Origin of the sequence: Brevibacterium sp. H602, from assembly GCF_051172395.1 — a bacterium.
Taxonomy (GTDB): Bacteria; Actinomycetota; Actinomycetes; order Actinomycetales; family Brevibacteriaceae; genus Brevibacterium.
In genome coordinates, this window is the sequence record NZ_JBPIZD010000014.1 from 94797 (window position 1) to 114567 (window position 19771).

Sequence of the window (19771 nt, forward strand, 5' to 3'; positions counted from 1 at the left end):
GACCGCGGTTCCTGTCATCGCTTGAGGCCGTGCTGGGCGGCGACGATCTTCGACACGAGCTCACGTGGAAGCGCACGCCCCAGCAGAAACGGCAGCGGTGCCCTGCTGCCGACGGCGTAGAACTCCCGCGGCCTCGGCGCGATGATCGCATCGACGATCGTGGCCGCAACCTTGGCCGCCGGAATGCCGCCGCGCTCGTTGGCGTCGAGGTGCTCGAGCATCGTCGTCACGTCCTGCGTATAGGGCGAGCCCTCTTCGAGGTACTTCGTCCGGCGCATCCCGATACCCGTGGCGATCGATCCCGGTTCGACGGTGCTCACCCAGACGCTGAAGGGCGAGAGCTCCTGCCGAGCCGCCGTGGCGAAAGCGCGCAGAGCCGCCTTCGCCGCCGAATAGGAACTGCGGTGGGCCAGTGGGAAGCTGGCGAGCATCGACCCGACCATGATGATGCGCCCCGCCTGCCGTGCACGCATTCCGGGCAGTACGAGTTGGCTCAAACGAACGGGGCCGAACACATTCGTGCGGAAGAGCCGTTCGATGGCATCAGCCGGGAGCTCTTCGAACGGACCCGACTGGCTCTCACCGGCATTGTTGATGAGCACATCGATGCCGTCGAGCAGGCCGAGTTCCTCGAGCTCCGTGGCCAGTCGGTCGGGGCCGTCGGGATCGGCGAGATCCAGTGGAAGATAGCGGACACCGGGGATCCGATCGGCGGGGGAGATGCGGTCGGGGTTTCGGCCGGTTGCCAGCACCGTGCAGCCTTTCGCCGCCAGCGCCTCGGCGACGGCTCGACCGATTCCCGAGGTGCCGCCGGTGACGAGGACGGTGAGATCTGACTGCGTGCTGCTGGTCACGAGTGCGCTCCTTCGCCTGGTGCAGACCCACTTTCCGGTCGCCCAGATGTCACTGCACGGCCCGCCTGCTCTGCGGCGGCGCGTCCGGCGCGGAGGCCGGAGAAGATGCACCCGCCGAGGAACGTTCCCTCGAGTGCGTTGTACCCGTGCATTCCGCCGCCCCCGAAACCGGTGACCTCGCCGGCAGCGTAGAGGCCCTGAATCTTTTCGCCGGATCCCGCCAGCACCTGCCCGTCGAGGTTCGTCTCCAGTCCGCCGAGAGTCTTGCGCGACAGCAGGCTCAGACGCACCGCGATGAGCGGACCGTGTGCCGGGTCGAGGATCTTGTGCGGTTTGACCGCACGCACGATCTTGTCGCCGAGGTAGGACCGAGCATTGTGGATGGCCTGGACCTGCGCGTCTTTCGAGAACGCGTGCTCGGTCTGCCGGTCCCTCTGCCGGATCTGTGCGATGAGGTGGTCGTGATCGATGACCGGTCCGCGGGAGCGCTCGTTCATTCCCGCGACCAGTTCCTCGGTGGTCTCGGCCACGACGAAGTCGGAGCCGTACTTCTTGAAGGCCTCGATCGGTCCCGGAGCATCGGAGGAGCGCACCCGATCGAGCGTGATCCGAATGTCCTTCTCCGTGAGGTCCGGGTTCTGCTCCGAACCGGAGAGCGCGAATTCCTTGCGGATGATCGACTCATTGAGCACGAACCACGAATAGTCGTGCCCGGTCTCAAGGATCGTGTGCATCGTCCGATTCGTATCGAAGCCGGGATAGTTCGGTGCCGGGAACCGATTGCCCTCGGCATCGAACCACATCGACGACGGTCCCGGAATGATGCGGATCCCGTGCCCCGGCCAGATCGGATTCCAGTTCTCGATGCCCTCCGTGTACGCCCAGATCCGGTCCCGGTTGATGAGGCTGGCTCCGGCATCCTCGGCGATCTGCAGCATCCGCCCGTCCACATGAGCGGGCACTCCGGCGAGCATCGTATCCGGGAACTCGCCGAGGCGGTCGACCGGCCAGTACTTCTTCATCAGATCGAAATTGTGCCCGATGCCGCCGGTGGTGACGATGACCGCGGGTGCCCGGAGTTCGAAGTCGGCGATTTCGTCGCGGTTCGATTCGACTCCGCGGGCCGTGTGACTGGGGGCGAGCGTCCGCCCGCGGACACCGACGACGGCTCCATCCTCGGTGATGAGTTCGTCCACGCGGTGACGGAAAGCGAACTCGACGAGTCCCGCGGCCTCCGCGGTCTCGACCGGTTCACGGAAGACTCGGACCACCTCGGGGCCGGTGCCCCAGGTGAGGTGGAAACGGGGCACGGAATTGCCGTGTTCACCCGCCCCGGACCCACCGCGTTCGGCCCAACCGACGATCGGCGTCAGGCGTAGGCCGAGGTCACGCAGGTACTGGCGCTTCTCGCCGGCGGCGAACTCGAGGTAGGCCTCCGCCCATTTCCGGGGCCAATGATCCTCATCGCGGTCGAATCCCGCCGAGGTGGCCCAGTCGTCCTTGGCGAGCTCGAGCGAATCGTGGATGCGCAGTCGCCGCTGTTCGGGGGAGTCGATGAGGAAGAGCCCGCCGAGGGACCAGAACGCCTGTCCGCCGAGGTTGGCGCGGTTCTCCTGATCGAGGATGAGTACCCGCTTGCCGGCCTGGGTGAGCTCATGGGCGGCGACGAGTCCGGCGAGCCCGGCTCCGACGATGATCGCATCGGGGGAGGGGCGGCCCGGAGCGGAGAGATCTCCAGCGGAGCTGTCGCCGCGGTCACCGGCTGTGGGGGACGGGTCCGTGCTGCCGAAAGAACTCATCGTCGACTCCTCTGTCGCATTCGTCGGCGGGTGAACCGACTTAAGTGTGCGCAGATTGCCCGAAACAGACCAGATTCCGGCAATCTGCGCACACTTACCTACCAGTAGGCTTCAGTATTGCAGATTCGGCGGCGAGTAGGGGACGATCAGGCGCCGCGTTCAGCAACGAGCCGGGACGGGGCACCGCACCACACGTTCAGGCGCCCAGGGTCTTCTCCAGCCAATCGGCGGCTGCGGCGAATGACTCGTCCGTCGTCGTCGGGTCGATCGGCACCACTGCTCCGTCAGAGCTCGGGTAGCTGCCGAGGAAGTGCAGCTTGAGGGCCGCCCGGTGGACACCCTGCAGGGCCTCGGCCATGCGTGCCTCATGGATGTGTCCGAGCAGGTCGATCGAGAACTGGTAGAGGCCCAGCCCGTCACCGGTCGGCCGGGATTCGATGCGGGACATATTGATCCCGCGGCTGGAGAACTGTTCGAGCAGTTCGAGCAGCGAACCCGCCCGGTCCGAGCGCAGGGCCGCGACGATGGTCGTCTTATCGGCCCCTGTCGGAGCGGGCAGCGGACCCGGGCGGGTGACCACGACGAATCGGGTGACGGCGTCTTTGCGGTCGCCGATGTCCTCGGCGACGATCTCGAGTCCGTAGCGCTGAGCGGCCAGGGCCGGGCAGACGGCAGCCATATGGTCGCCGGCGTCATTGGCCAGGTCCCGGGCGGCCGCGGCAGTCGAGGACGTCGGCAGGTAGACGGCTTCGGGGAAGTTCTCGTTCATGAACGCCCGCACCTGTGCCTCGCCGTGCGGGTGCGAACCGAAGGAGGAGATCTCCTCCCTGGTGGTGCCGGGTTTGACGGCGAGGACGAAGCGGACGGGCACGACCACCTCGGCGATGATCTGCAGACGTCCGTTCTCGGTCAGGGCATCGATCGTGGCGGGCACCCCGCCTTCCAGGGAGTTCTCGATCGGCACGACCGCGGCATCGCAGTCGCCCTCGAGCACCGCGTCGAGCGCCGAGGGGGCATTGCGCATCGGGTGCGTCGTGGCCTCGGCGCGCAGGTTCCGGGAGTCGAGGAAGCTGAGCAGGGCCGCCTCGGTGAAAGTGGCCTCCGGGCCGAGGTACGCGAAACGGTTGAGGCTCACTTGCCGGTCTCCTTGTGGTTATCGCCGTTCCGCTTCGCGCGGAGGCGGCGGACGAGGATGGCGCGGGCGACATCGCGGTACTGGGCAGCGCGGTGCAGCTGGGCTTTCAGATCGCGACCGGTGACGCGGTGGTGGAGGTCGCATTCGACCTCTTCCACGCGCAGTCCGGCGTTGACGACGTCGATGGTCATGGCCGCCTCGACTCCCCATCCGGCGGCGAAGGGCAGGGCCGCGTCGAAGGCCTCCCGCGACAGGCAGCGCATGCCCGACAGGGGCTGGGTGGCGTCGAATCCGGAGAGTTCGGCGATGCCCTTCTTCGCCAGTCCGACGACGAAGCCGAAGCCTCCGCCCTTGCGCTTCTGCGCGGGCAGGATCGCGATCGTCATGTCCGCTGAACCGGCGAGCACAGGCTCGGCCAGGGGAGCGGTGTTGATGGCGGAGTCTTCGAGGTCGCCGTCGATGAACAGCAGCGCCCGGTGGTGCGGGTCGATGCCCGGATCGGCGTCGGAGATCTCCCGATTGCGCAGTGCGAAGGCTCCGGTCATCATGGCCGCAGCCTTGCCTTTGTTCTTCGGGTGGGTGATGACCTCAGCGCCGGCCCGGCGGGCCCGAGTCCCCGTGTCGTCAGCCGATCCGTCGTCGACGACGAGGACCAGGTCGACCCCGGGGATCTGCTTGGCCGCAGCGACGGTGGCACCGATCCGCTGGGATTCGTTCATCGCGGGGATGATGGCGGCGACCGCCTCGGGGGCGGGGTGCGGCTGTGCGCTCATGTCGGTTCTCCTGTCCGTCACCATCACCGAGGCGGGGCACCCTTTTTCGGGTCCCGCCTCGGTGATGGGGTGGTGACGGATATCAGTGGATGGTCAGCTGGCGGGACACGATGCCCGAGCGGACGCGGCGGGCCTCGGTGCTCATCGGCTCGGTCGTGTTCAGCGCTTCGTCGAGGCGCTTGCCGAACACGGCGATGGGCTCTTCGACGTCGTCGACCTGGGTGCCGAACTCGAGTTCCCAGACTGGGACGATGATGCCGTGGGCGCGGAAGTAGCCGAGGAAGGTGCCGATTCCGCCGAGGTCGTTGGCGTTCTCGGCCTGCAGGCGGGCCATCGCATCGACGACGCGGTCCTCGCCTTCGGGGCGGGCCCAGCGGACGTAGGTGCGGCCGGACATCTCGGTCCAGTAGGCGGAGTCGACGGAGGCGAGCTTCTCGGTCGGAGCCACGGAGTCGTTGGCCTGCTGGAGGGCGGCGGCCACGTCGGCATCGGACTCGGCTTCGGGCAGGGCCCAGTAGTCGAAGTTCTCGAGCACGCGGACGTCGAACGGATGAGAGGTGTCGAGGATGTCCTGCAGGCGCGGGCCCTCGCCGGGTTCGGTCGTCGCCTCGATGGAGGTGCCGGGTTCGGCATCGACGGCGGCCAGCAGTCCGCGGGCGACATCGCGGGAGGCGTCGGTCGAGGACACGGGCACCTGCATTCCGGCCAGGATCTCACCGTCGTCGCGGTGCCACGCCTGCCATGCCGCGGGCAGCAGGGACGTGATGGTCACCTCGTGGCCGCCGTATTCCTCGGTCAGCCTCGCGGTCGCGGTGGCCGCGGGCACGAGCTCACGCAGGCAGATGAGGTCGGCTTCGAACGGCAGGTCCGCGAACGGACGTGCGACGAATGCCGTGGCCTGCGCCCTGGCGAGGCGTTTGGCGATGAGTTCTTCCTTGGAGCGCTTCGACTTCTTTCCCATGGGACGCAAGTCTAGTCGGTGCGGCGGTTGCTGGGCTGTCGGGTCCGCAGGCGTGCCTGTGGCGGCGGGGTCAGATGCGTCGACCGCGACCGAGTGAAGAAAGGCCGACCGCGACTGAGCGCAGACAGTCCGGGCCGCTGCGCGACCTTCGACCTCAGCCGTCGTGGCCGACGGGAATGAAGTAGCGCGTGTTGTTCGACTCGTCCATGCGCACCTGCAGCTTGTCGCCCGGATGGGGGAACGCAGAGCGCTCCGGATTGTCGGGAGTCAGCCCGAGCGTCTCCAGGCGGATGACGCCGTGGCGGCCCACCTCGTCGGCGGCGAGGACATAGGAGTGGTTGAGCTCGCGGATGGTGACCTCGATGGCCGGATCGGTCGGTTCGTCCGCCTCGGCGAAGGCTCGGGGAGGGGCGGAATTGCCCATGCCCAGATACGCGCCGGCATCATCGGCGATATACCCGGCCACGGAATCGGCCTGCGCCATCAGCCCGGCGAGGATCACCGACAGCCGTTCCTGCTGGGCATCGGATTTCAGGGCCTGCCCGGGTTTGAACAGGTGCTCCTCGGCGAGCACGCACCACGCGTCCTGCATGATCGTGCGCAGCTGGAGTTCGACGAGGACGGAGGGCTCGGAATCGAAGGGAACCTCGACGATGAGGTGGCGGCCGCGGTATCCGGAAGGTTTCGGGGTCGCGGAATAGTCGCGCACCTCGGCGATGGAGAGGTTCGTATCGTCACTCACCGCGGCGAGCAGATCCCACAGGGCCGACTGTTCGCGCTCGGTGCGGCAGATGACACGGGCGCCGACGACATCGATGACCTGATTCTCGACCTCGACGGATTCGTGGATCTCGTCATTGGCATCGGCGAGCTTGCGTCGCAGCTTCTCGCCCGTGCGCAGCCGATCCTTGATCCGACCGTCGACGACGCGCACTCGATCCCCGGAGAGCAGGGCGGACGAAGCACGGACGGACTCGACCCAGTCATTGACCGTCTCGAGGGCGGCTCTCCAGGTGGACTCACGCCGGTCGTAGGCTTCGTCGACCAATTCGCGGACAGTTGCTGACATCCTCGTCACCTTCCTAGCTCCTGATTCAACTTCACCAGAAGAGAGGAGAGATGTCTATGGCTTCGACGCTGAAGTTGCGCCGGGGTGCCGAAAGGTGAGACGGCAGTCCGAAATCACCGAGGCGGGAAGGCTCAGACCTCGTAGTCGACGATGACGGGAGCGTGATCGGACGCGCCCTTGCCCTTGCGCTCCTCGCGGTCGATCTCACCGGCGGTCGCGGTCTTCGCCAGTGCCTGCGAGGCGAGCTGGAAGTCGATGCGCATGCCCTGCTTCTTCGGGAAGCGCAGCTTCTGGTAGTCCCAGAAGGTGTAGACGCCGGGTCCGGGCGTGAACTGTCGAGTGACCTCGGTCAGGCCGGCTCCGAGCAGATCGTCGAAAGCGGCGCGTTCGGCATCCGAGACGTGGGTGGCGCCGTCGAACTCGGCCATGTCCCAGACGTCCTCGTCGAGCGGGGCGACGTTGAAGTCACCGCAGAGGACGAGTTTCTTCTCCGGTTCGGCGCTCAGCTGAGCGGCGATATCGGCCGTCAGCGCCTTGTACCACTCCAGCTTGTAGCCGTAGTGAGGGTGATCGAGTTCGCGGCCGTTGGGCACATAGAGCGAATAGACGCGCACATCGTTGCAGGTCACTGACAGCGCCCGGGCTTCGACGACGGGTTCTTCCGAGCCGAAGGCAGGGATGTCCTTGAACCCGATCTCGGTGTCGGCCAGTCCCACGCGCGAGGCGATGGCCACACCGTTCCACTGGTTGAGGCCGTGATAGCTGACCTCGTAGCCGCGCTCGGTGAACAGCTCCTCGGGGAACTGCGAGTCCTTGCACTTGAGTTCCTGGATGGCCAGGACATCGACATCCGAGCGATCCAGCCAGCCCCCGATGCGGTCGTGGCGGGCACGGATCGAGTTCACATTCCACGTAGCGATTCTCACCCTCCCACCCTAAGCCGTCCGCGCCGGAGGTGAAAGCGGGGTGCGGGCGCTCACCGCGGGGCGGCTCGATAGAATCGGGACCATGCCTGAAGCTCCCAATGAACACCTCGGCCACGACGGTGCCGACTACCCGGACTCCTACTATGTGCGGCTGTCCGAGGACCGCCTCGTCTCCACTCTGCACAGCCAGGGCGCTTGGCAGCCCGGCGAGCAGCACCTCGCGCCCGCCTCGGGGATGGTGCTCGCCGAGATCGAACGTCGCCTGCCCAGCGACAAGCTCATCTCCCGGGTAACCTTCGACGTCCTCGGCGTCATCCACTCCGGTGAGTTCACCATCGACGTCAACGTCGTCCGCCCCGGCCGCACCATCGAACTCGTCGAAGCGCATATGCGCCACGGGGAGCGCACCAGCGTGACCGCTCGAGTGTGGCGGCTGCAGGCCTCAGACACCGAGGCGGTCGCCGGCGACGAATGGTCGCCGATGCCGCCCGTGTCCGAAGTGCCCGAAGTCCCGTTCACCGGCCGCTGGGGTGGGGGCTTCATCGCGTCGCTCGAAGGACGTCAGGGAGCGGACGCCCATCCCGGCTGCGCACAGTCCTGGGTGCGCAGTCCCTATCCTCTCGTCGACGGCGAGATCGACCCGCCGACCGCGGCCTTCGTCAAGTTCGTCGACACCGCCAATGGCCTGGCCGTCCGCGAGGACCCGAAGACGACGTTCTTCCCGAACGTCGACCTCTCGATCCACCTCACCCGCGTGCCCGGGGGCGGCTGGGTCGGCTTCGACACGAAGGTGGCCTTCGGGCCGACCGGCCTGGGCCAGACGACGAGCGTGCTCAGCGATGCGGCCGGCCCCATCGGCACGGCCGTGCAGTCCCTGACCGTCCGCCGAGGTCAAGGCGCAGTATGAGTCCGCGGCCGCGTGCCCTCATCACCGGGGCGAGCGCCGGGCTGGGACGCGGCTATGCCCGCACCCTGGCCGCCGAGGGGTACGACCTCGTCCTCGTCGCCCGGGATGAGGCCCGGTTGGAGAGCTTGGCTGCGCAGCTGCGGACCTCGCAGGACATCCACGCCGAGGCGGCCGTGGCCGACCTGTCGACCCGTGACGGTATCGACGCGGTCAGCGAGATCATCGCGACGCAGCCGATCGATGTGCTCATCAACAACGCCGGCTTCGGCCTGCGCGGGACACTGTTGGATTCCGATGCTGCCGAGCTCGATGCGCTCGATCGGGTGCTCACCGGGGCGGTGAGGGAGCTGTCGCTGGCGGCGGCCCGGCCCATCCGGGCCCGCGGTCGAGGAGGCATCATCAATGTCTCCTCGCTGGCGGCGGTGACGACGATGGGACAGTACGCCGCCTCGAAGGCCTCGACTCTGGTGTTCACCGAGGCGCTCGCCGGGGAGCTCAGGGACAGCCCGGTGACGGTCACCGCCGTTCTGCCCGGTTTCATCCGGACGGAATTCCACAGCCGCCTCGGCGTGGAGCGTCCGGGCCCCGGCCTGATCTGGCTCAGCATCGATCAGGTGGTGCGGGAGTCGCTTCGCGATGCGCGGGCAGGCAAGGTCGTCTCGGTACCGGGGTGGGGATACCGTCTGGCCGCGCTCGTCGCTCCGGTGGTGCCGCGCCCGCTCATGCGCTGGGGATCGACCGGATTCTCCTTCGCCCGCACTCGCGATCGCTGAGTCGGGATTCGCCGCGTGCGCTCGTCGGCATGACGTTCGCCAGCGGTGATCGCTTCGCACCCGCGATCGCTGAGTCGGGTCTCGCATGACGTGCCGGCGGTCATCGTCCGAAGGTCGTGCGCGCGTTGCGAGATGTGACCTATATGCAATTTTCGGCAGGAGCGGCGCAAGTGAGTTGAGGATTGAACTATCTGGAGTTGAGCCTGTGACCAGGGGTTTTATTCTGATCGCTTCTATGCTATAGAGCCCGACAGGATTCAAGACGGTGCGTGAGATTCTTTACAAGCGACACGAAAGTGTGGTCAAATTAATGTGTTCGCCCGGTGGGGATCGGGTGGACATAACGGACGTATGGGGATGCGTCCGGGTACTCGAGGGGAGTGCTGCGAGGACCCCGGGATGTCGCGATTACGCGCCCCGGGGTTCTTGTCATTCACAGCAGTATTTCGCGAAAACCTGCCTGACTTCAGGTCACTATCGGACATCCGAACCCAAATCCAGGTCACCATCGGATACTTCCCCTCTGTGTCAGGCTGGTTGTGAGCCACCCCGGATAAGAGAGGAACCGGAGCATCATGGCCATCACCCCTGGATACACTGTCGAAGAGATCCGAAACTTCGTCTACCAACACGGGAAGATCCCACACGGGTATAAATCCCTGTGGTTAGCGGAGCAAGAGTTCAGCCTTCACCAATTCAGGAAATGGCGACTAGCGACATTCAACGGTGACCTCGACCGTGGCCTGATCCCACGGTCACGGGCAGGCAAAGTTCCCTACAACCCGAGGCAACTGATGCAATCATCAATCGAAGAAAACCAAGCCAAACGTATCGCCGAACTCGAAGAACGCAATGCTCAACTCGAGGCAGCGAACGAAGCCTTGGGAAAAGCTATCGGGCTCTTGCACGATCGGAACGCACAAGAGCCCGACGTAACCCCGACGACGCCGAAGCCGAGCAATTCCTGACCATCGAGAACTCCCTGGTCATCGAACTGGCTGACGTTCTGTCCTCACAGCGGAAAGCATTGGCGCTGGTCGGCCTGGCCCGATCAGTGTGGCACTACCGGGTCAACCCTCGGCCCCGACTAACTGACCCGATCGAGCAGAAGCAGCGAGACTACTCGACGCGGATCGGTGCTGCCGACCGGCAGAGCATCGAGGAGTGGATCCAGGCCGGTTGGCTGCAGGGTCGGTCAGTGGATGCGTCGTTTGCACGAGCGTGGGACGAGGGTGTGATGGTGGCATCCAGGCGCACGTGGTGGCGTATTGCTGAAGCGATTGTGGATCAGTCGCAGCGGCCCCGGATCCCGTCCCGGGGTGAGACGAGGACGCCCCGAGTGGCACCTGTGCTGGTGGCTACCCGGCCGGGGCAGGTGTGGAGTTGGGACATCACGGATGTGAAGTCGGTCTGGAGTCGGGTGACGTACAAGGCGTACTCGATCATCGATATCTTCTCCCGCAAGATCGTCGGTTACCGGGTCGAGTCCCGCGAAGTCGATGATTTGGCTGTTGAGATGTTTGAGGCCGCGATCGCCGAGCACGGTGTGCCTGAGTTTGTGCATGCCGATTCGGGAGCGGCGATGAAGTCGAATGCGTTGAAGAACGCACTCGAGGCCTACGGGGTGGAGTTATCGCATAACCGACCGTATGTGTCGAATGACAACCCGTATTCGGAATCGGAGTTTCGGACGATGAAGTATCGCCCGGACTATCCGAAGACGTTTGAATCACTTGAGGCAGCTAGAGCCCACATCGATGCCTATGTCGTCTGGTACAACACGGAGCACCGGCATTCAGGGATCGGGTTGTTCACCCCGAATCAGGTCCATGACGGGTCGTGGGAGGAGGCGTGGAACGCCCGGGTGAAGGCGAATAATGAGTATTACGCTAGGCATCCCGAGCGTTTCCATGCGCCACCCCAGGTGCCGAGGCCGGCCGGTGTGGTCGGTATCAATTACGAACCAGTATTAGTTGAAGTCCAAGAAATCACTGCTGAAGCAGCGTGAGTGACTCCAAACAGCTTGACACCCCGCGTTCTGCGCGCGAAATTATCCGATAGTGACCTAGTTCGGCGGGGCTACTGGATGCTGACGCTGCGCTGGCGGCGCGAGCGGGTGCGGGCGATGCCGATCTCCAGGGCCACCGCGCTCAGCGGGGACCCGAGTGCCGTTGCGGCATTGCCGGCGGCGCGCTCGGCGACTTCGGCGATGATCGCATCGATGTCGGCGCGTTCATCTGCGTCGACGTGGATGAGCAGCTCCGGACTCCGCGCGGTGCCGCGCAGAATCACCGTGGCGTCGGAGACTCCGTCGGTGGATTCGAGGTCGGCGGCGACCGCCTCGGCGATGACCTCCGCATTCACCGTGGTCAGACCCGTGCGGGCATCGGCCTGCATCCGGAAGGGCTTCGCGAAGTCCTTCCGCGGGACCTGCACGCTCAGCCAGCGGAGCCCGATGATCGCGAGGATGAGAGCCACGACCACGGCGATGAGCGCCGAATAGGGCAGCGCCAGCACCGAGGCGACCGGACCGAGATCCGCTCCCGCCTCCAGGGCAGGGGCGATCGGGGCGGCGAGACCGAACCCGATGGCGAGCACTGCCAGTCCGGCGAGCAGAGCGATGAGGCCGAGGATGATCAGTCCCGTGCGGTTGGCAGCGGCGGCCGTGCGTCTCATGACTGACTCCTTCTGGCCTGGACCTTCACCGTGGGGGTGCGGTCGAATGAGATCGAGGCGAAGCGGTCCTTGACGGCGGCTTCGACCTCGGCGCGGATCGGCTCAACGTCGCGGATAGGCGTCGAGAACGTCACGATCGTCGACTTCGCGTTCGACGAGGCCTTGACCCCGCTGACGCCGTCGACCCCATCGGCGGCTGCGGCCGCGATCTGCGACAGCGCCGAGGTGGGCAGGGCGACCTCGAAATCACCGATGTTTTCTGACCCAGCGGCTCTCACGCCGAAGATCCGGCGCGCTCCGGGGGAGACGCCGAGGATGAAGGCGATGAGTCCGAGCAGAGCCAGGATGGCACCGACCGCGATGACGACCGCGGAATTCCAATGCAGGTTCCCGGCCGCCTCGGCGATGCCGGAACCCGGCGCTTCGATCAGTGCGGCTGCGACGGATCCGTTGCTCACGAATGCGGCGATGCCGGCCCAGCCGAGTCCCACGGCGAGGAACAGCAGGATGAGAGCGACGACCACGGCGGGGCCGATGCGGGAGGGCCCCTTGCGCAGCAGGCGGGTGCTCATTGCAGGCGATTCCTTCCTCGATTCGCACCGGAGGATTCCAGGGCGAGCCACCGCACGCTGATGTCGACCTGGCGGACGGTGACACCGGTGAGGCGTTCGACTTCGTGACTCAGGGTGGAGCGGACGTGTTCGGTCGCCTCGGCGATGGGGGTGGGGTAGGCCAGACCCAGCTGGACGGCGAGCGTACAGCTGCGTCCGGACAGGGTGACATCCACGGACGGGCGCGTGTCCAGGCTGGAACTCGCTCCGATTCCGAAGAGACCCGAGCTCGTGCCGCCGACGCCGGGCAGGTCTTTGAGCACCTGCCCGGCGGTGCGCTCCACGACCTTGTCCGCGATGGTCAGGCCGCCTCGGCGAGCTGGAGCGTCGTCGAGTATCGGGGCCACGGTGCTACCTCCGCGTGGTCGAGCGTGAGCTCAGCGCGGACAAGTCGAGACGTCCGTCGAGGACGAGGCCGACGACCAGGCCGAGCCCGCCGCAGATGGCGACGACGAGGAACGCGAGGAAACCGCCGAAGTAGGCGACGATTCCCAGCGTCAGGCCGACGAGGAGTCCGATGAGAGTTTTCGACATGGCATTCCTTCTGCCGAGGTGGTGCTGCGGATGAGGGTCAGTTGAGTTCCGGCGAATCCTTGGCCGGAGCCTCTTCGTCGTCCTCGGGCAGGTGGACGTCGGTGACGTCGATGTTGACCTCGACGACCTGGAGTCCGGTGCCCTGTTCGACGGCGCGGACGACGTTGCGGCGGATCGCCTCGGCGACGTCGACGATGGAGGTGCCGTATTCGACGACGATGGTGAGGTCGATGGCGGTCTGCTTCTCACCCTTCTCCACGGACACTCCGCCGGAGACGTTGGTCTGCGAGCCGGGGATGCGGTCGGTGAGGGTGTCGAAGGCGCGGCGTGCGGCATTGCCCATTCCGTAGACGCCGGGGACCTCGCGGGCGGCGATTCCGGTGAGCTTGGCGACGACGTTCTCGGCGATGGTGGTGGTGCCCATGTCGGTGACGAGCGGGCTGCGCACGTCATCGTTCTGGGTGGTCTGGGCCTTCTGGTTCGAATCGGACTGCTTTGGTTCCGGCATCGTTCTTCCTTTTCGTTGGAGGTGCATGCGGTTCGCAAGTCCTTCGGCTGAAGGATGCTTACACAGGTACAGACGCGGCCTCGATGAAATCCTCACGCGGTGTTCGCAGAAATTTTTCGCCGGAGCGGAATTTTCGCCGAGGCGGCCGGCCGGTTCCGCGGCACCCGTGGCCTACGATGGGGATATGACAAGGGGAGATGATCGTTTCGACATCGTCACCCTGGTCGTGCGCGCTCGCGAGGGTGACATCGCCTCGTTCGAGGCCCTCGTCGACGAATACGAGCGGAAGCTGCTGCGTTTCGCCTGGCGTGCGCTCGGGGATCGGCAGGATGCCGAGGATGTCGTTCAGGACACGCTCGTCAAGGCGTGGCGATCGCTCGATGCGCTGTCGGAACCCGCGGCCTTCGGCACGTGGATCTATCGGATGGCCTCGAATCGCTGCACCGATGTGCTGCGCCGACGCACATCCCGGCCCTCGGATGCATCGGACCCCGAGGATCTGGGCCATCACGTCGACGGCACCGCTTCGGTCGAACGGTCCGTCGAGGCACGCACGGCGCTCGAGCACTTCTCCGCGATTCTGCAGACCCTGTCCTCGGAGCAGCGTGTAACGTGGGTGCTCCACCAGATGGAAGGTCTCAGCTACGCCGAGGTCGCCGAGACCTTGGGAATCAGCGAAGGCAGTGTGCGCGGACGCATCCACCGCGCCCGAACCGCCATCGCTGAGGGCATGGAAGGATGGGTATGAGCGACGAGTCCGTCAACGCCACGGACGCTCACCTGCGCGGCATCATCGACGAATACATGGGGGCCTTCGAACCCGACCCCGCCGAATCCGTCGGCCTGCGCGAACGCATCCTCCAGATCGTGCGCGAGGACGCGGCGCTGGCACCGGCCACGAAGCTGACGACCGAACGCGGCAATCCCTTCCGGATCTCGACGGCGGAGGTGCGCGGAATCATCCGCGAGGCCGTCGACTCCGTGCCCGGGATCCGCGCCCGCAGCGTGAATCCGACCCCTGCGGGCGAGCCGGAGGGCAGCGCCGTCGAGGTGGCGCTGACCGTGACGATGAGCGCGGGCACGGCTTTCGTCTCCGCCGCCGAGGATGTCCGCCGCAGCGTCGCCGGTGCCCTGACCGCGCAGCTGGGGATCCCCGCGCTGCGGATCGACGTCACTGTCGAGGACGTATTCGTCGACGAGGAGGCCGCCGATGACTGAGAAGCCGAGGACCGAGAAGCCGAGAATCGGAACCGAGACCTCACGTGGATTCGACGAGGAGGCGGTCTCGGCACGCCTGACCGAATCCGTCACCGGAGTCGACGGCGTCACCGGCCTGGCGCCGGGTCTGCGGGACATGATCGCCAACGCGGCCGCGCGAGTGATGCGCCGGACCGGATCCGAACCGCTGCGCGTCGAGGTCTGGAGATCCGGTGAGGACCTCAGCGTCCGGATCGACGCGCACCTCGACGACAGTCGGCCCGTGACCGAGATCGTCGATGAGCTCTTCGCCGTCATCGCCGTCGACCTGCAGGCTGCGGTCGACGGACCCATCGGGGAGATCGACATCGACGTGCACATCGTCAGCCGCAGCCGCTGAGCTCTCGCGGCGGGTTGCGAGCGGCACTCAAGACGCGAACGGCACAGAAAAAGGTGGACAGCCCAAGTTAGAAACTGGGCTCTCCACCTTTTTCTGGGCTGTTGCCGGCGGGCCGTCTGCGGCTGTGTTGGGCCGCAGTGGGGCACCGCCGGGCAGCTTGCGGCTGTCCTGAGGCTGTTCCTGCTCAGTCGGCCTTGCTCTTCGAGCGTCCGGTGATGAGACCCCAGACGATGAGCACGATCAGCGAGCCGCCGATCGCGCACAGCCAGGACGACAGTGAGAAGAACTTATCCATCTGGACGCCGAAGATCATGCCGCCGAGCCAACCGCCCAGCATGGCTCCGACGACGCCGAGGATGAGCGTGGCGAAGAAGCCGCCGCCCTGTTTGCCGGGCAGGATCGCCTTAGCGATGGCTCCGGCGATGAGTCCGAGGATGAGATATGCGATGAAACCCATGTTGCTCACGTCCTTCCTGAAGGCACTTGACCGGCTGGGTTGCGCGGTGTTGTTGACACTCTACAACCCACTGTAGTCGATAGTCTAAAGGTGTGTTGATTCTTTATAGCATCGGTACAGACGCAGGCGCGATGAAATCCTCACGCTCCAGATCTGTGCCGTCTGTCACGTCCGCATCCCCCGCCGTCGCTGAGACGGCGCTGAACGGTCGCCCGAAACCCGCCCAGTAGACTGGAGTTCATGACCGACAGCACTGACACTCGCCGACAACTGCTCGACCTCATCGACGAACTCGCCGTGGTGCGCGGCAGGGTGACCCTCTCCTCCGGCAAGGAGGCCGACTACTACCTCGATCTGCGTCGGGTCACCCTCGACCACCGCTCGGCACCGCTCGTCGGCGATGTCGTCCTCGACCTCCTCGAGGCTCATGATCTGCTCGACAAGGTCGACGCCGTCGGCGGCCTGACGATGGGCGCCGACCCGGTCGGCACCGCCGTCATGCACCGGTCTGTGGTGCGGGGCACCCCGCTCGACTCCTTCGTCGTGCGCAAAGAGGCGAAGAAGCACGGAATGTCCCGTCGCGTCGAAGGCCCCGACGTCGCCGGCAAGCGAGTCGTCGCCGTCGAGGACACGTCGACCACGGGAGGTTCCGTGCTCACCGCCGTCGAAGCGCTCAAGGAAGCCGGCGCCGAGGTGGTCGCCGTGGCCGTGGTCATGGACCGCGACACCGGCGCCAAGGAACGGGTCGAAGCGACGGGAATTCCGTACCTGACCGCGCTGACGACCGCGGACCTCGGCCTCGACTGAGACCCGCCTCGGCGAGGCGGGGCGAAACCGTGCCGCCTCGGCGAACTCGGCTCACCGATCACGACCTGGGACTCGACTGGCAATTCTGTCGAAATCGAGGACGTGGTTTGAAACAAGTCTCTTATTTCAACACGATAGATGAGACACTCCCCAAGAACTGTTTGATGTAAAGGATGACGCGTGCTCACACTGAAAGAGGTTTCCCTCCGCACAGGGAAGCGGACATATCTGGACGAGGTGAGTTTCACCGCCGAGGCGGGCCGGATCACCGCAATCGTGGGAACCCGCTCGGCGGGCCGCACCGAACTGGTGCGCATCATTATGGGCCTCATCGCCGCTGATGAGGGCACCATCGAACTCGAGGACTTCGAACTCGACTTCGGCGACCGGCAGAACTTCGGCTATCTGCCCGCGGAACGCGGCGGATACCCGAACATGCGCGTGCTCGACCAGATCGTCTACCTCGCCCGCCTGCACGGGATCACCCTGGGCGCGGCCGAACGGAATGCGCTGACCCTGCTCGGCCATCTCGAGCTCGCCGACCGCGGCTACGCACCGTTGAAGAACCTCTCCGGCGCCGAGATCGCCCGCGTCGACATCGCCGCGACCCTGGCCGCCGACCCGGACGTCGTCGTCATCGACGATGCCTTCGCCGGCCTCGACGCCGCCTCGCTGCGCCTGGTCACGTCCCTGCTGCGGGCCCACGCATCCTCGGGCGTGCCTGTCATCCTGGCCACCGACGACTGGGAGGCCGCACAGACGTTCGCCGATGATGTCATCATCCTGAACCAGGGCAAGGTGACCGCCACGGGCAGCGTCGAGAAGCTGCTCGGTGACCCGCACTACCGCGTCGAGTCGACGGACACCGAGGCGGCCGCCTCGGCGCTGAAATCCCGAACGGGAATCAGCGATGTGAAGACCGCCGGACGCGAGGGCTCTGCGGTGAGCTTCCGCGCGAATGATGCGAAGTCAGCCGCGGCTGCCGTGGCCGAGCTGAAGAATGTGAAGAACTTCGAAAGTGTCCGCCCGACACTGGCCGAGCAGTACAAGGAGGCTCTGTAATGGCGCGCAAAGACAATGGTGCGAATGACGAGTCCCCGGAACCGCTCGTGTCCAAGGGCACGGCCGGCGAAGGCATCGACGACCTCGGTGTGCCCGTCGACGACGATGTGATCGAAGACGAGACCACCGCCGAGGAGGTCGACTCGGACGACGAGGCGACCGTAGCCGGTGCGACCAAGGGGTCGGCCGCCTCGGCGAAGAAGGACACCGACACGAAGGATCCAGCCGCGAAGGATCCAGCCGCGAAGGAATCGGACGAATCCGGCGCCACCGACGGCCTCGACGACGTTCCCTTCGAACTCGCCGAGGACACCCCCGACCCTGACGAACTGCCGGAGACCGGGCTGGTCTCGGAATTCGTCGACGTCGGCAACCGCCAGGCCGCGTGGCTCGTGTCGAACCGTGAGTCCACCACGGCCATGCGCAGCCCGTACTTCCTGGTCACCGCCGCCGTGATTATCCTCGGCGTGCTGGCCGCCATCATCTCCGGAATCGTCGCCGACGTGCAGAAGGACTCGGGCACCCCGACCATGGCGATGGTCGGAGTCGGCGAGCAGGCGGCGATGTACGAACAGCAGCTGGGTGTGAAGATCACCGATGCCAAGGATGCGCCGGCGGCTGAGAAGCTCGTGCGTGAGGGCAAGGTCGACGCCGCATTCATCCAGGACCCGAGCGGTCAGGGACAGCCGACGATCATCGCCCTCGACAAGCAGCCCGATGCCCTGCTCGAGAAGCTCGCTCCGAAGACCGAGGCGACGCTGCTCGAGACCCCGGCCGTCGACGGTGCCGTGGCCACCCCGCTGCTGTGGGGGATGGTCGCGCTGTCGCTGCTCGTCGTCGCCACTCTGGGCACTGCGCTGTATCAGAACCTGCGCTTGGAGAAGCGCAACCGGATCACCGAGATCATCGCAGCCACGATTCCGCCGCGCGCCTCGGCCTCCGGTCGGATCACGGGCATGCTGACCCTGGTGGTCGTCCACCTCGTGGCAGCAGCCGTCATCACCGAGCTCGGACTCTCGCTGTCGGGCAAGACGTCTCTGGCTTTCGCCATGCTGCCGGGCCTCGGCTGGTTCGCGCTGACCCTGCTGCTCACCGCCTGGTCGGTGTTCGCGCTGCTCGTCTGGGCTTCGACCGTCGTCGGCTCCAAGGCTCGCGCCACCTTCCTCACGATCATCGGCGTCTTCACCGTGGCGGGCTTCTTCGCTCCGGTCCTCATCGGACCCTCGGGCGCCGTCGCGAAGGTACTGTCGTGGACGCCGTTCACCTCACCGCTGGGCATCGCCGGCCGCTCCTTCGCCGGTCAGGCCGAGTGGTGGGAGGGCCTCGTCGCCGCCGGCATCGCTCTGGTCCTCGCTGTCATCCTCCACGCTCTGGCCTCGGGTGCGTACGTGCGCTCGGTGCTGTCCGGAGGCGGACGCGGCGGTAAGACCGTGAAGATGAGCAAGCGCGCGCAGAAGGTCGGTGCTACCACCTCGGCGAAGGGATCTGCGAAGTCGGACTCGAGCGCCGATGATGCGGAGGACGCCGATTCGGACGTGAAGTCCGGCGGAGAAGACGAAGAGGACGCGAAGTCGGCGGATGATTCCCGCGACGACAAGTGACGGAAAGCGCTGAACCGCAGGTGGGGGTCGGTCCGTGGACCGGCCCCCGGCCTGTGGGTGAGCACTTCGATCCGGAGCTGCTGGCTGAGGGTGATCGGCGCAATGTCGTCGACAAGTATCGGTATTGGAAGCACGATGCGATCGTGGCCGATCTCGATGATTCGCGGCACGACTTCCACGTCGGAGTCGAGAACTGGCAGCACGATCTCAACATCGGTTCGGTCGTGCGCACCGCCAATGCCTTCAACGCCGCAGCCGTGCACATCGTCGGCAAACGCCGCTGGAACCGTCGCGGAGCGATGGTCACCGACAAGTACCAGCACGTCATCCACCACCCGAGTGTGGACGACCTGCTCAGCTGGTGCGCCGAAAACGACGTGCCGCTGCTGGGCATCGACAACTTCCCGGACTCCGTGCCGCTGGAGACCTACGACCTGCCTCGGCGCTGCCTGCTGCTGTTCGGGCAGGAAGGGCCGGGGCTGAGCGAGGAAGCGCATCAGGCGAGCCGGGACGTGCTCTCGATCGCGCAGTACGGGTCGACGCGGTCGATGAACGCCGCAGCCGCCGCCGCGATCACCATGCACTCCTGGATCCGCCGACACGTCTACGACCAGCCCGTGAGCTGAGCTCGCTGCCGGAGTGCGGTGGACCGAGTCGCCGTCACGGAGGTTGCTGACCGGCATACAGAGACGACGAAGCGCCGAGGCGGCACGACGATGAT

24 protein-coding genes are annotated in these 19771 nt (G+C 66.0%); 11 read left to right on the forward strand and 13 right to left on the reverse strand.

Annotation, left to right across the window (positions count from 1 at the left end):
- Nucleotides 1–14: 14 nt before the first annotated feature.
- From ACSBQT_RS12115 to ACSBQT_RS12145, 7 genes are all read right to left on the reverse strand, one after another.
- On the reverse strand, nt 15–854 hold the full coding sequence (locus ACSBQT_RS12115) for an SDR family NAD(P)-dependent oxidoreductase (RefSeq protein ID WP_435001852.1): 840 nt from the start codon (nt 852–854) through the stop codon (nt 15–17).
- Nucleotides 851–2653, reverse strand: a complete 1803-nt coding sequence (locus ACSBQT_RS12120) for an FAD-binding dehydrogenase (RefSeq protein ID WP_435001853.1) — start codon at nt 2651–2653, stop codon at nt 851–853. Before ACSBQT_RS12120 ends, ACSBQT_RS12115 begins: the two co-directional genes overlap by 4 nt.
- 196 nt (nt 2654–2849) lie before the next feature.
- Complete coding sequence (pheA, locus tag ACSBQT_RS12125) at nt 2850–3788, reverse strand: prephenate dehydratase (RefSeq protein ID WP_435001854.1); 939 nt, start codon at nt 3786–3788, stop codon at nt 2850–2852.
- Nucleotides 3785–4561, reverse strand: a complete 777-nt coding sequence (locus ACSBQT_RS12130; RefSeq protein ID WP_435001855.1) for a glycosyltransferase family 2 protein — start codon at nt 4559–4561, stop codon at nt 3785–3787. Before ACSBQT_RS12130 ends, pheA begins: the two co-directional genes overlap by 4 nt.
- An 82-nt stretch (nt 4562–4643) precedes the next feature.
- The gene (locus tag ACSBQT_RS12135; RefSeq protein WP_435001856.1) at nt 4644–5522 is read right to left on the reverse strand and encodes a DUF5926 family protein; all 879 of its coding nucleotides are present in this window, start codon (nt 5520–5522) and stop codon (nt 4644–4646) included.
- Nucleotides 5523–5676: 154 nt separating this feature from the next.
- Nucleotides 5677–6591 carry a GTP pyrophosphokinase gene (locus ACSBQT_RS12140; protein ID WP_435001857.1) on the reverse strand — a complete coding sequence of 305 codons (915 nt, stop codon included), beginning with the start codon at nt 6589–6591 and terminating at the stop codon, nt 5677–5679.
- A 131-nt stretch (nt 6592–6722) separates the two neighbouring features.
- Nucleotides 6723–7517 carry an exodeoxyribonuclease III gene (locus ACSBQT_RS12145; RefSeq protein ID WP_435001858.1) on the reverse strand — a complete coding sequence of 265 codons (795 nt, stop codon included), beginning with the start codon at nt 7515–7517 and terminating at the stop codon, nt 6723–6725.
- Nucleotides 7518–7599: 82 nt separating this feature from the next.
- Between ACSBQT_RS12145 and ACSBQT_RS12150 the strand changes: the two genes are divergently transcribed.
- The 4 genes from ACSBQT_RS12150 (at nt 7600) to ACSBQT_RS12165 (ending at nt 11205) form a co-directional block, all read left to right on the forward strand.
- The gene (locus ACSBQT_RS12150) at nt 7600–8424 is read left to right on the forward strand and encodes a thioesterase family protein (protein WP_435001859.1); all 825 of its coding nucleotides are present in this window, start codon (nt 7600–7602) and stop codon (nt 8422–8424) included.
- Nucleotides 8421–9197 (forward strand): SDR family NAD(P)-dependent oxidoreductase, encoded by a 777-nt coding sequence (locus ACSBQT_RS12155; RefSeq protein ID WP_435001860.1) that lies wholly within the window; start codon nt 8421–8423, stop codon nt 9195–9197. Before ACSBQT_RS12150 ends, ACSBQT_RS12155 begins: the two co-directional genes overlap by 4 nt.
- Nucleotides 9198–9772: 575 nt before the next feature.
- On the forward strand, nt 9773–10165 hold the full coding sequence (locus ACSBQT_RS12160) for a hypothetical protein (RefSeq protein WP_435001861.1): 393 nt from the start codon (nt 9773–9775) through the stop codon (nt 10163–10165).
- Between the two features lie 371 nt (nt 10166–10536).
- Nucleotides 10537–11205, forward strand: coding sequence for a transposase (locus tag ACSBQT_RS12165; protein ID WP_435001862.1), 669 nt, complete (start codon nt 10537–10539; stop codon nt 11203–11205).
- Between the two features lie 71 nt (nt 11206–11276).
- Here the strand turns inward: ACSBQT_RS12165 and ACSBQT_RS12170 are convergent, their stop codons facing one another.
- The 5 genes from ACSBQT_RS12170 to ACSBQT_RS12190 are packed head-to-tail and all read right to left on the reverse strand — an operon-like array spanning nt 11277 to nt 13526.
- Nucleotides 11277–11873: an alkaline shock response membrane anchor protein AmaP gene (locus ACSBQT_RS12170; RefSeq protein ID WP_410709017.1), complete on the reverse strand. Its 597-nt coding sequence runs from the start codon at nt 11871–11873 to the stop codon at nt 11277–11279.
- Nucleotides 11870–12445, reverse strand: coding sequence for a DUF6286 domain-containing protein (locus tag ACSBQT_RS12175; RefSeq protein WP_435001863.1), 576 nt, complete (start codon nt 12443–12445; stop codon nt 11870–11872). Before ACSBQT_RS12175 ends, ACSBQT_RS12170 begins: the two co-directional genes overlap by 4 nt.
- Nucleotides 12442–12831 carry an Asp23/Gls24 family envelope stress response protein gene (locus tag ACSBQT_RS12180; protein ID WP_410709015.1) on the reverse strand — a complete coding sequence of 130 codons (390 nt, stop codon included), beginning with the start codon at nt 12829–12831 and terminating at the stop codon, nt 12442–12444. Before ACSBQT_RS12180 ends, ACSBQT_RS12175 begins: the two co-directional genes overlap by 4 nt.
- A gap of 4 nt (nt 12832–12835) precedes the next feature.
- The gene (locus tag ACSBQT_RS12185) at nt 12836–13018 is read right to left on the reverse strand and encodes a hypothetical protein (protein ID WP_062862592.1); all 183 of its coding nucleotides are present in this window, start codon (nt 13016–13018) and stop codon (nt 12836–12838) included.
- Between the two features lie 37 nt (nt 13019–13055).
- Nucleotides 13056–13526 carry an Asp23/Gls24 family envelope stress response protein gene (locus tag ACSBQT_RS12190; RefSeq protein WP_410709014.1) on the reverse strand — a complete coding sequence of 157 codons (471 nt, stop codon included), beginning with the start codon at nt 13524–13526 and terminating at the stop codon, nt 13056–13058.
- Between the two features lie 184 nt (nt 13527–13710).
- On the opposite strand from ACSBQT_RS12190, the gene ACSBQT_RS12195 reads away from it, so the two are divergent.
- The 3 genes from ACSBQT_RS12195 to ACSBQT_RS12205 are packed head-to-tail and all read left to right on the forward strand — an operon-like array spanning nt 13711 to nt 15123.
- Nucleotides 13711–14274 (forward strand): RNA polymerase sigma factor, encoded by a 564-nt coding sequence (locus ACSBQT_RS12195; RefSeq protein WP_410709013.1) that lies wholly within the window; start codon nt 13711–13713, stop codon nt 14272–14274.
- Nucleotides 14271–14744, forward strand: a complete 474-nt coding sequence (locus ACSBQT_RS12200; protein WP_410709012.1) for a hypothetical protein — start codon at nt 14271–14273, stop codon at nt 14742–14744. Before ACSBQT_RS12195 ends, ACSBQT_RS12200 begins: the two co-directional genes overlap by 4 nt.
- Nucleotides 14737–15123 (forward strand): hypothetical protein, encoded by a 387-nt coding sequence (locus ACSBQT_RS12205; protein ID WP_410709011.1) that lies wholly within the window; start codon nt 14737–14739, stop codon nt 15121–15123. The genes ACSBQT_RS12200 and ACSBQT_RS12205 overlap by 8 nt, the downstream gene beginning before the upstream one ends.
- Before the next feature lie 184 nt (nt 15124–15307).
- Here ACSBQT_RS12205 and ACSBQT_RS12210 read toward each other — a convergent pair whose 3' ends face one another.
- Nucleotides 15308–15580: a GlsB/YeaQ/YmgE family stress response membrane protein gene (locus tag ACSBQT_RS12210; RefSeq protein ID WP_410709010.1), complete on the reverse strand. Its 273-nt coding sequence runs from the start codon at nt 15578–15580 to the stop codon at nt 15308–15310.
- 240 nt (nt 15581–15820) lie between these two features.
- Here ACSBQT_RS12210 and pyrE point away from each other — a divergent pair, with 240 nt between their 5' ends.
- The 4 genes from pyrE to ACSBQT_RS12230 all read left to right on the forward strand — a co-directional run bounded on the left by pyrE (nt 15821) and on the right by ACSBQT_RS12230 (nt 19676).
- Entirely contained in the window at nt 15821–16387 is a 567-nt protein-coding gene (gene pyrE, locus ACSBQT_RS12215) for an orotate phosphoribosyltransferase (protein WP_410709009.1), read from the forward strand.
- A gap of 180 nt (nt 16388–16567) precedes the next feature.
- On the forward strand, nt 16568–17449 hold the full coding sequence (locus tag ACSBQT_RS12220; RefSeq protein ID WP_410709008.1) for an ABC transporter ATP-binding protein: 882 nt from the start codon (nt 16568–16570) through the stop codon (nt 17447–17449).
- The gene (locus ACSBQT_RS12225) at nt 17449–19050 is read left to right on the forward strand and encodes an ABC transporter permease (protein ID WP_435001864.1); all 1602 of its coding nucleotides are present in this window, start codon (nt 17449–17451) and stop codon (nt 19048–19050) included. Before ACSBQT_RS12220 ends, ACSBQT_RS12225 begins: the two co-directional genes overlap by 1 nt.
- On the forward strand, nt 19047–19676 hold the full coding sequence (locus ACSBQT_RS12230) for a TrmH family RNA methyltransferase (protein ID WP_435001865.1): 630 nt from the start codon (nt 19047–19049) through the stop codon (nt 19674–19676). Before ACSBQT_RS12225 ends, ACSBQT_RS12230 begins: the two co-directional genes overlap by 4 nt.
- Nucleotides 19677–19771: the final 95 nt, after the last annotated feature.

Excerpts from the sequence above, each read along its gene's own strand:
- ACSBQT_RS12120 (WP_435001853.1), bottom strand. The coding sequence starts at position 2,653 with ATGAGTTCTTTCGGCAGCACGGACCCGTCCCCCACAGCCGGTGACCGC.
- ACSBQT_RS12130 (WP_435001855.1), bottom strand. The coding sequence starts at position 4,561 with ATGAGCGCACAGCCGCACCCCGCCCCCGAGGCGGTCGCCGCCATCATC.
- ACSBQT_RS12135 (WP_435001856.1), bottom strand. The coding sequence starts at position 5,522 with ATGGGAAAGAAGTCGAAGCGCTCCAAGGAAGAACTCATCGCCAAACGC.
- ACSBQT_RS12140 (WP_435001857.1), bottom strand. The coding sequence starts at position 6,591 with ATGTCAGCAACTGTCCGCGAATTGGTCGACGAAGCCTACGACCGGCGT.
- ACSBQT_RS12150 (WP_435001859.1), top strand. The coding sequence starts at position 7,600 with ATGCCTGAAGCTCCCAATGAACACCTCGGCCACGACGGTGCCGACTAC.
- ACSBQT_RS12155 (WP_435001860.1), top strand. The coding sequence starts at position 8,421 with ATGAGTCCGCGGCCGCGTGCCCTCATCACCGGGGCGAGCGCCGGGCTG.
- ACSBQT_RS12160 (WP_435001861.1), top strand. The coding sequence starts at position 9,773 with ATGGCCATCACCCCTGGATACACTGTCGAAGAGATCCGAAACTTCGTC.
- ACSBQT_RS12170 (WP_410709017.1), bottom strand. The coding sequence starts at position 11,873 with ATGAGACGCACGGCCGCCGCTGCCAACCGCACGGGACTGATCATCCTC.
- ACSBQT_RS12175 (WP_435001863.1), bottom strand. The coding sequence starts at position 12,445 with ATGAGCACCCGCCTGCTGCGCAAGGGGCCCTCCCGCATCGGCCCCGCC.
- ACSBQT_RS12185 (WP_062862592.1), bottom strand. The coding sequence starts at position 13,018 with ATGTCGAAAACTCTCATCGGACTCCTCGTCGGCCTGACGCTGGGAATC.
- ACSBQT_RS12190 (WP_410709014.1), bottom strand. The coding sequence starts at position 13,526 with ATGCCGGAACCAAAGCAGTCCGATTCGAACCAGAAGGCCCAGACCACC.
- ACSBQT_RS12195 (WP_410709013.1), top strand. The coding sequence starts at position 13,711 with ATGACAAGGGGAGATGATCGTTTCGACATCGTCACCCTGGTCGTGCGC.
- ACSBQT_RS12200 (WP_410709012.1), top strand. The coding sequence starts at position 14,271 with ATGAGCGACGAGTCCGTCAACGCCACGGACGCTCACCTGCGCGGCATC.
- ACSBQT_RS12205 (WP_410709011.1), top strand. The coding sequence starts at position 14,737 with ATGACTGAGAAGCCGAGGACCGAGAAGCCGAGAATCGGAACCGAGACC.
- ACSBQT_RS12210 (WP_410709010.1), bottom strand. The coding sequence starts at position 15,580 with ATGGGTTTCATCGCATATCTCATCCTCGGACTCATCGCCGGAGCCATC.
- pyrE (WP_410709009.1), top strand. The coding sequence starts at position 15,821 with ATGACCGACAGCACTGACACTCGCCGACAACTGCTCGACCTCATCGAC.
- ACSBQT_RS12225 (WP_435001864.1), top strand. The coding sequence starts at position 17,449 with ATGGCGCGCAAAGACAATGGTGCGAATGACGAGTCCCCGGAACCGCTC.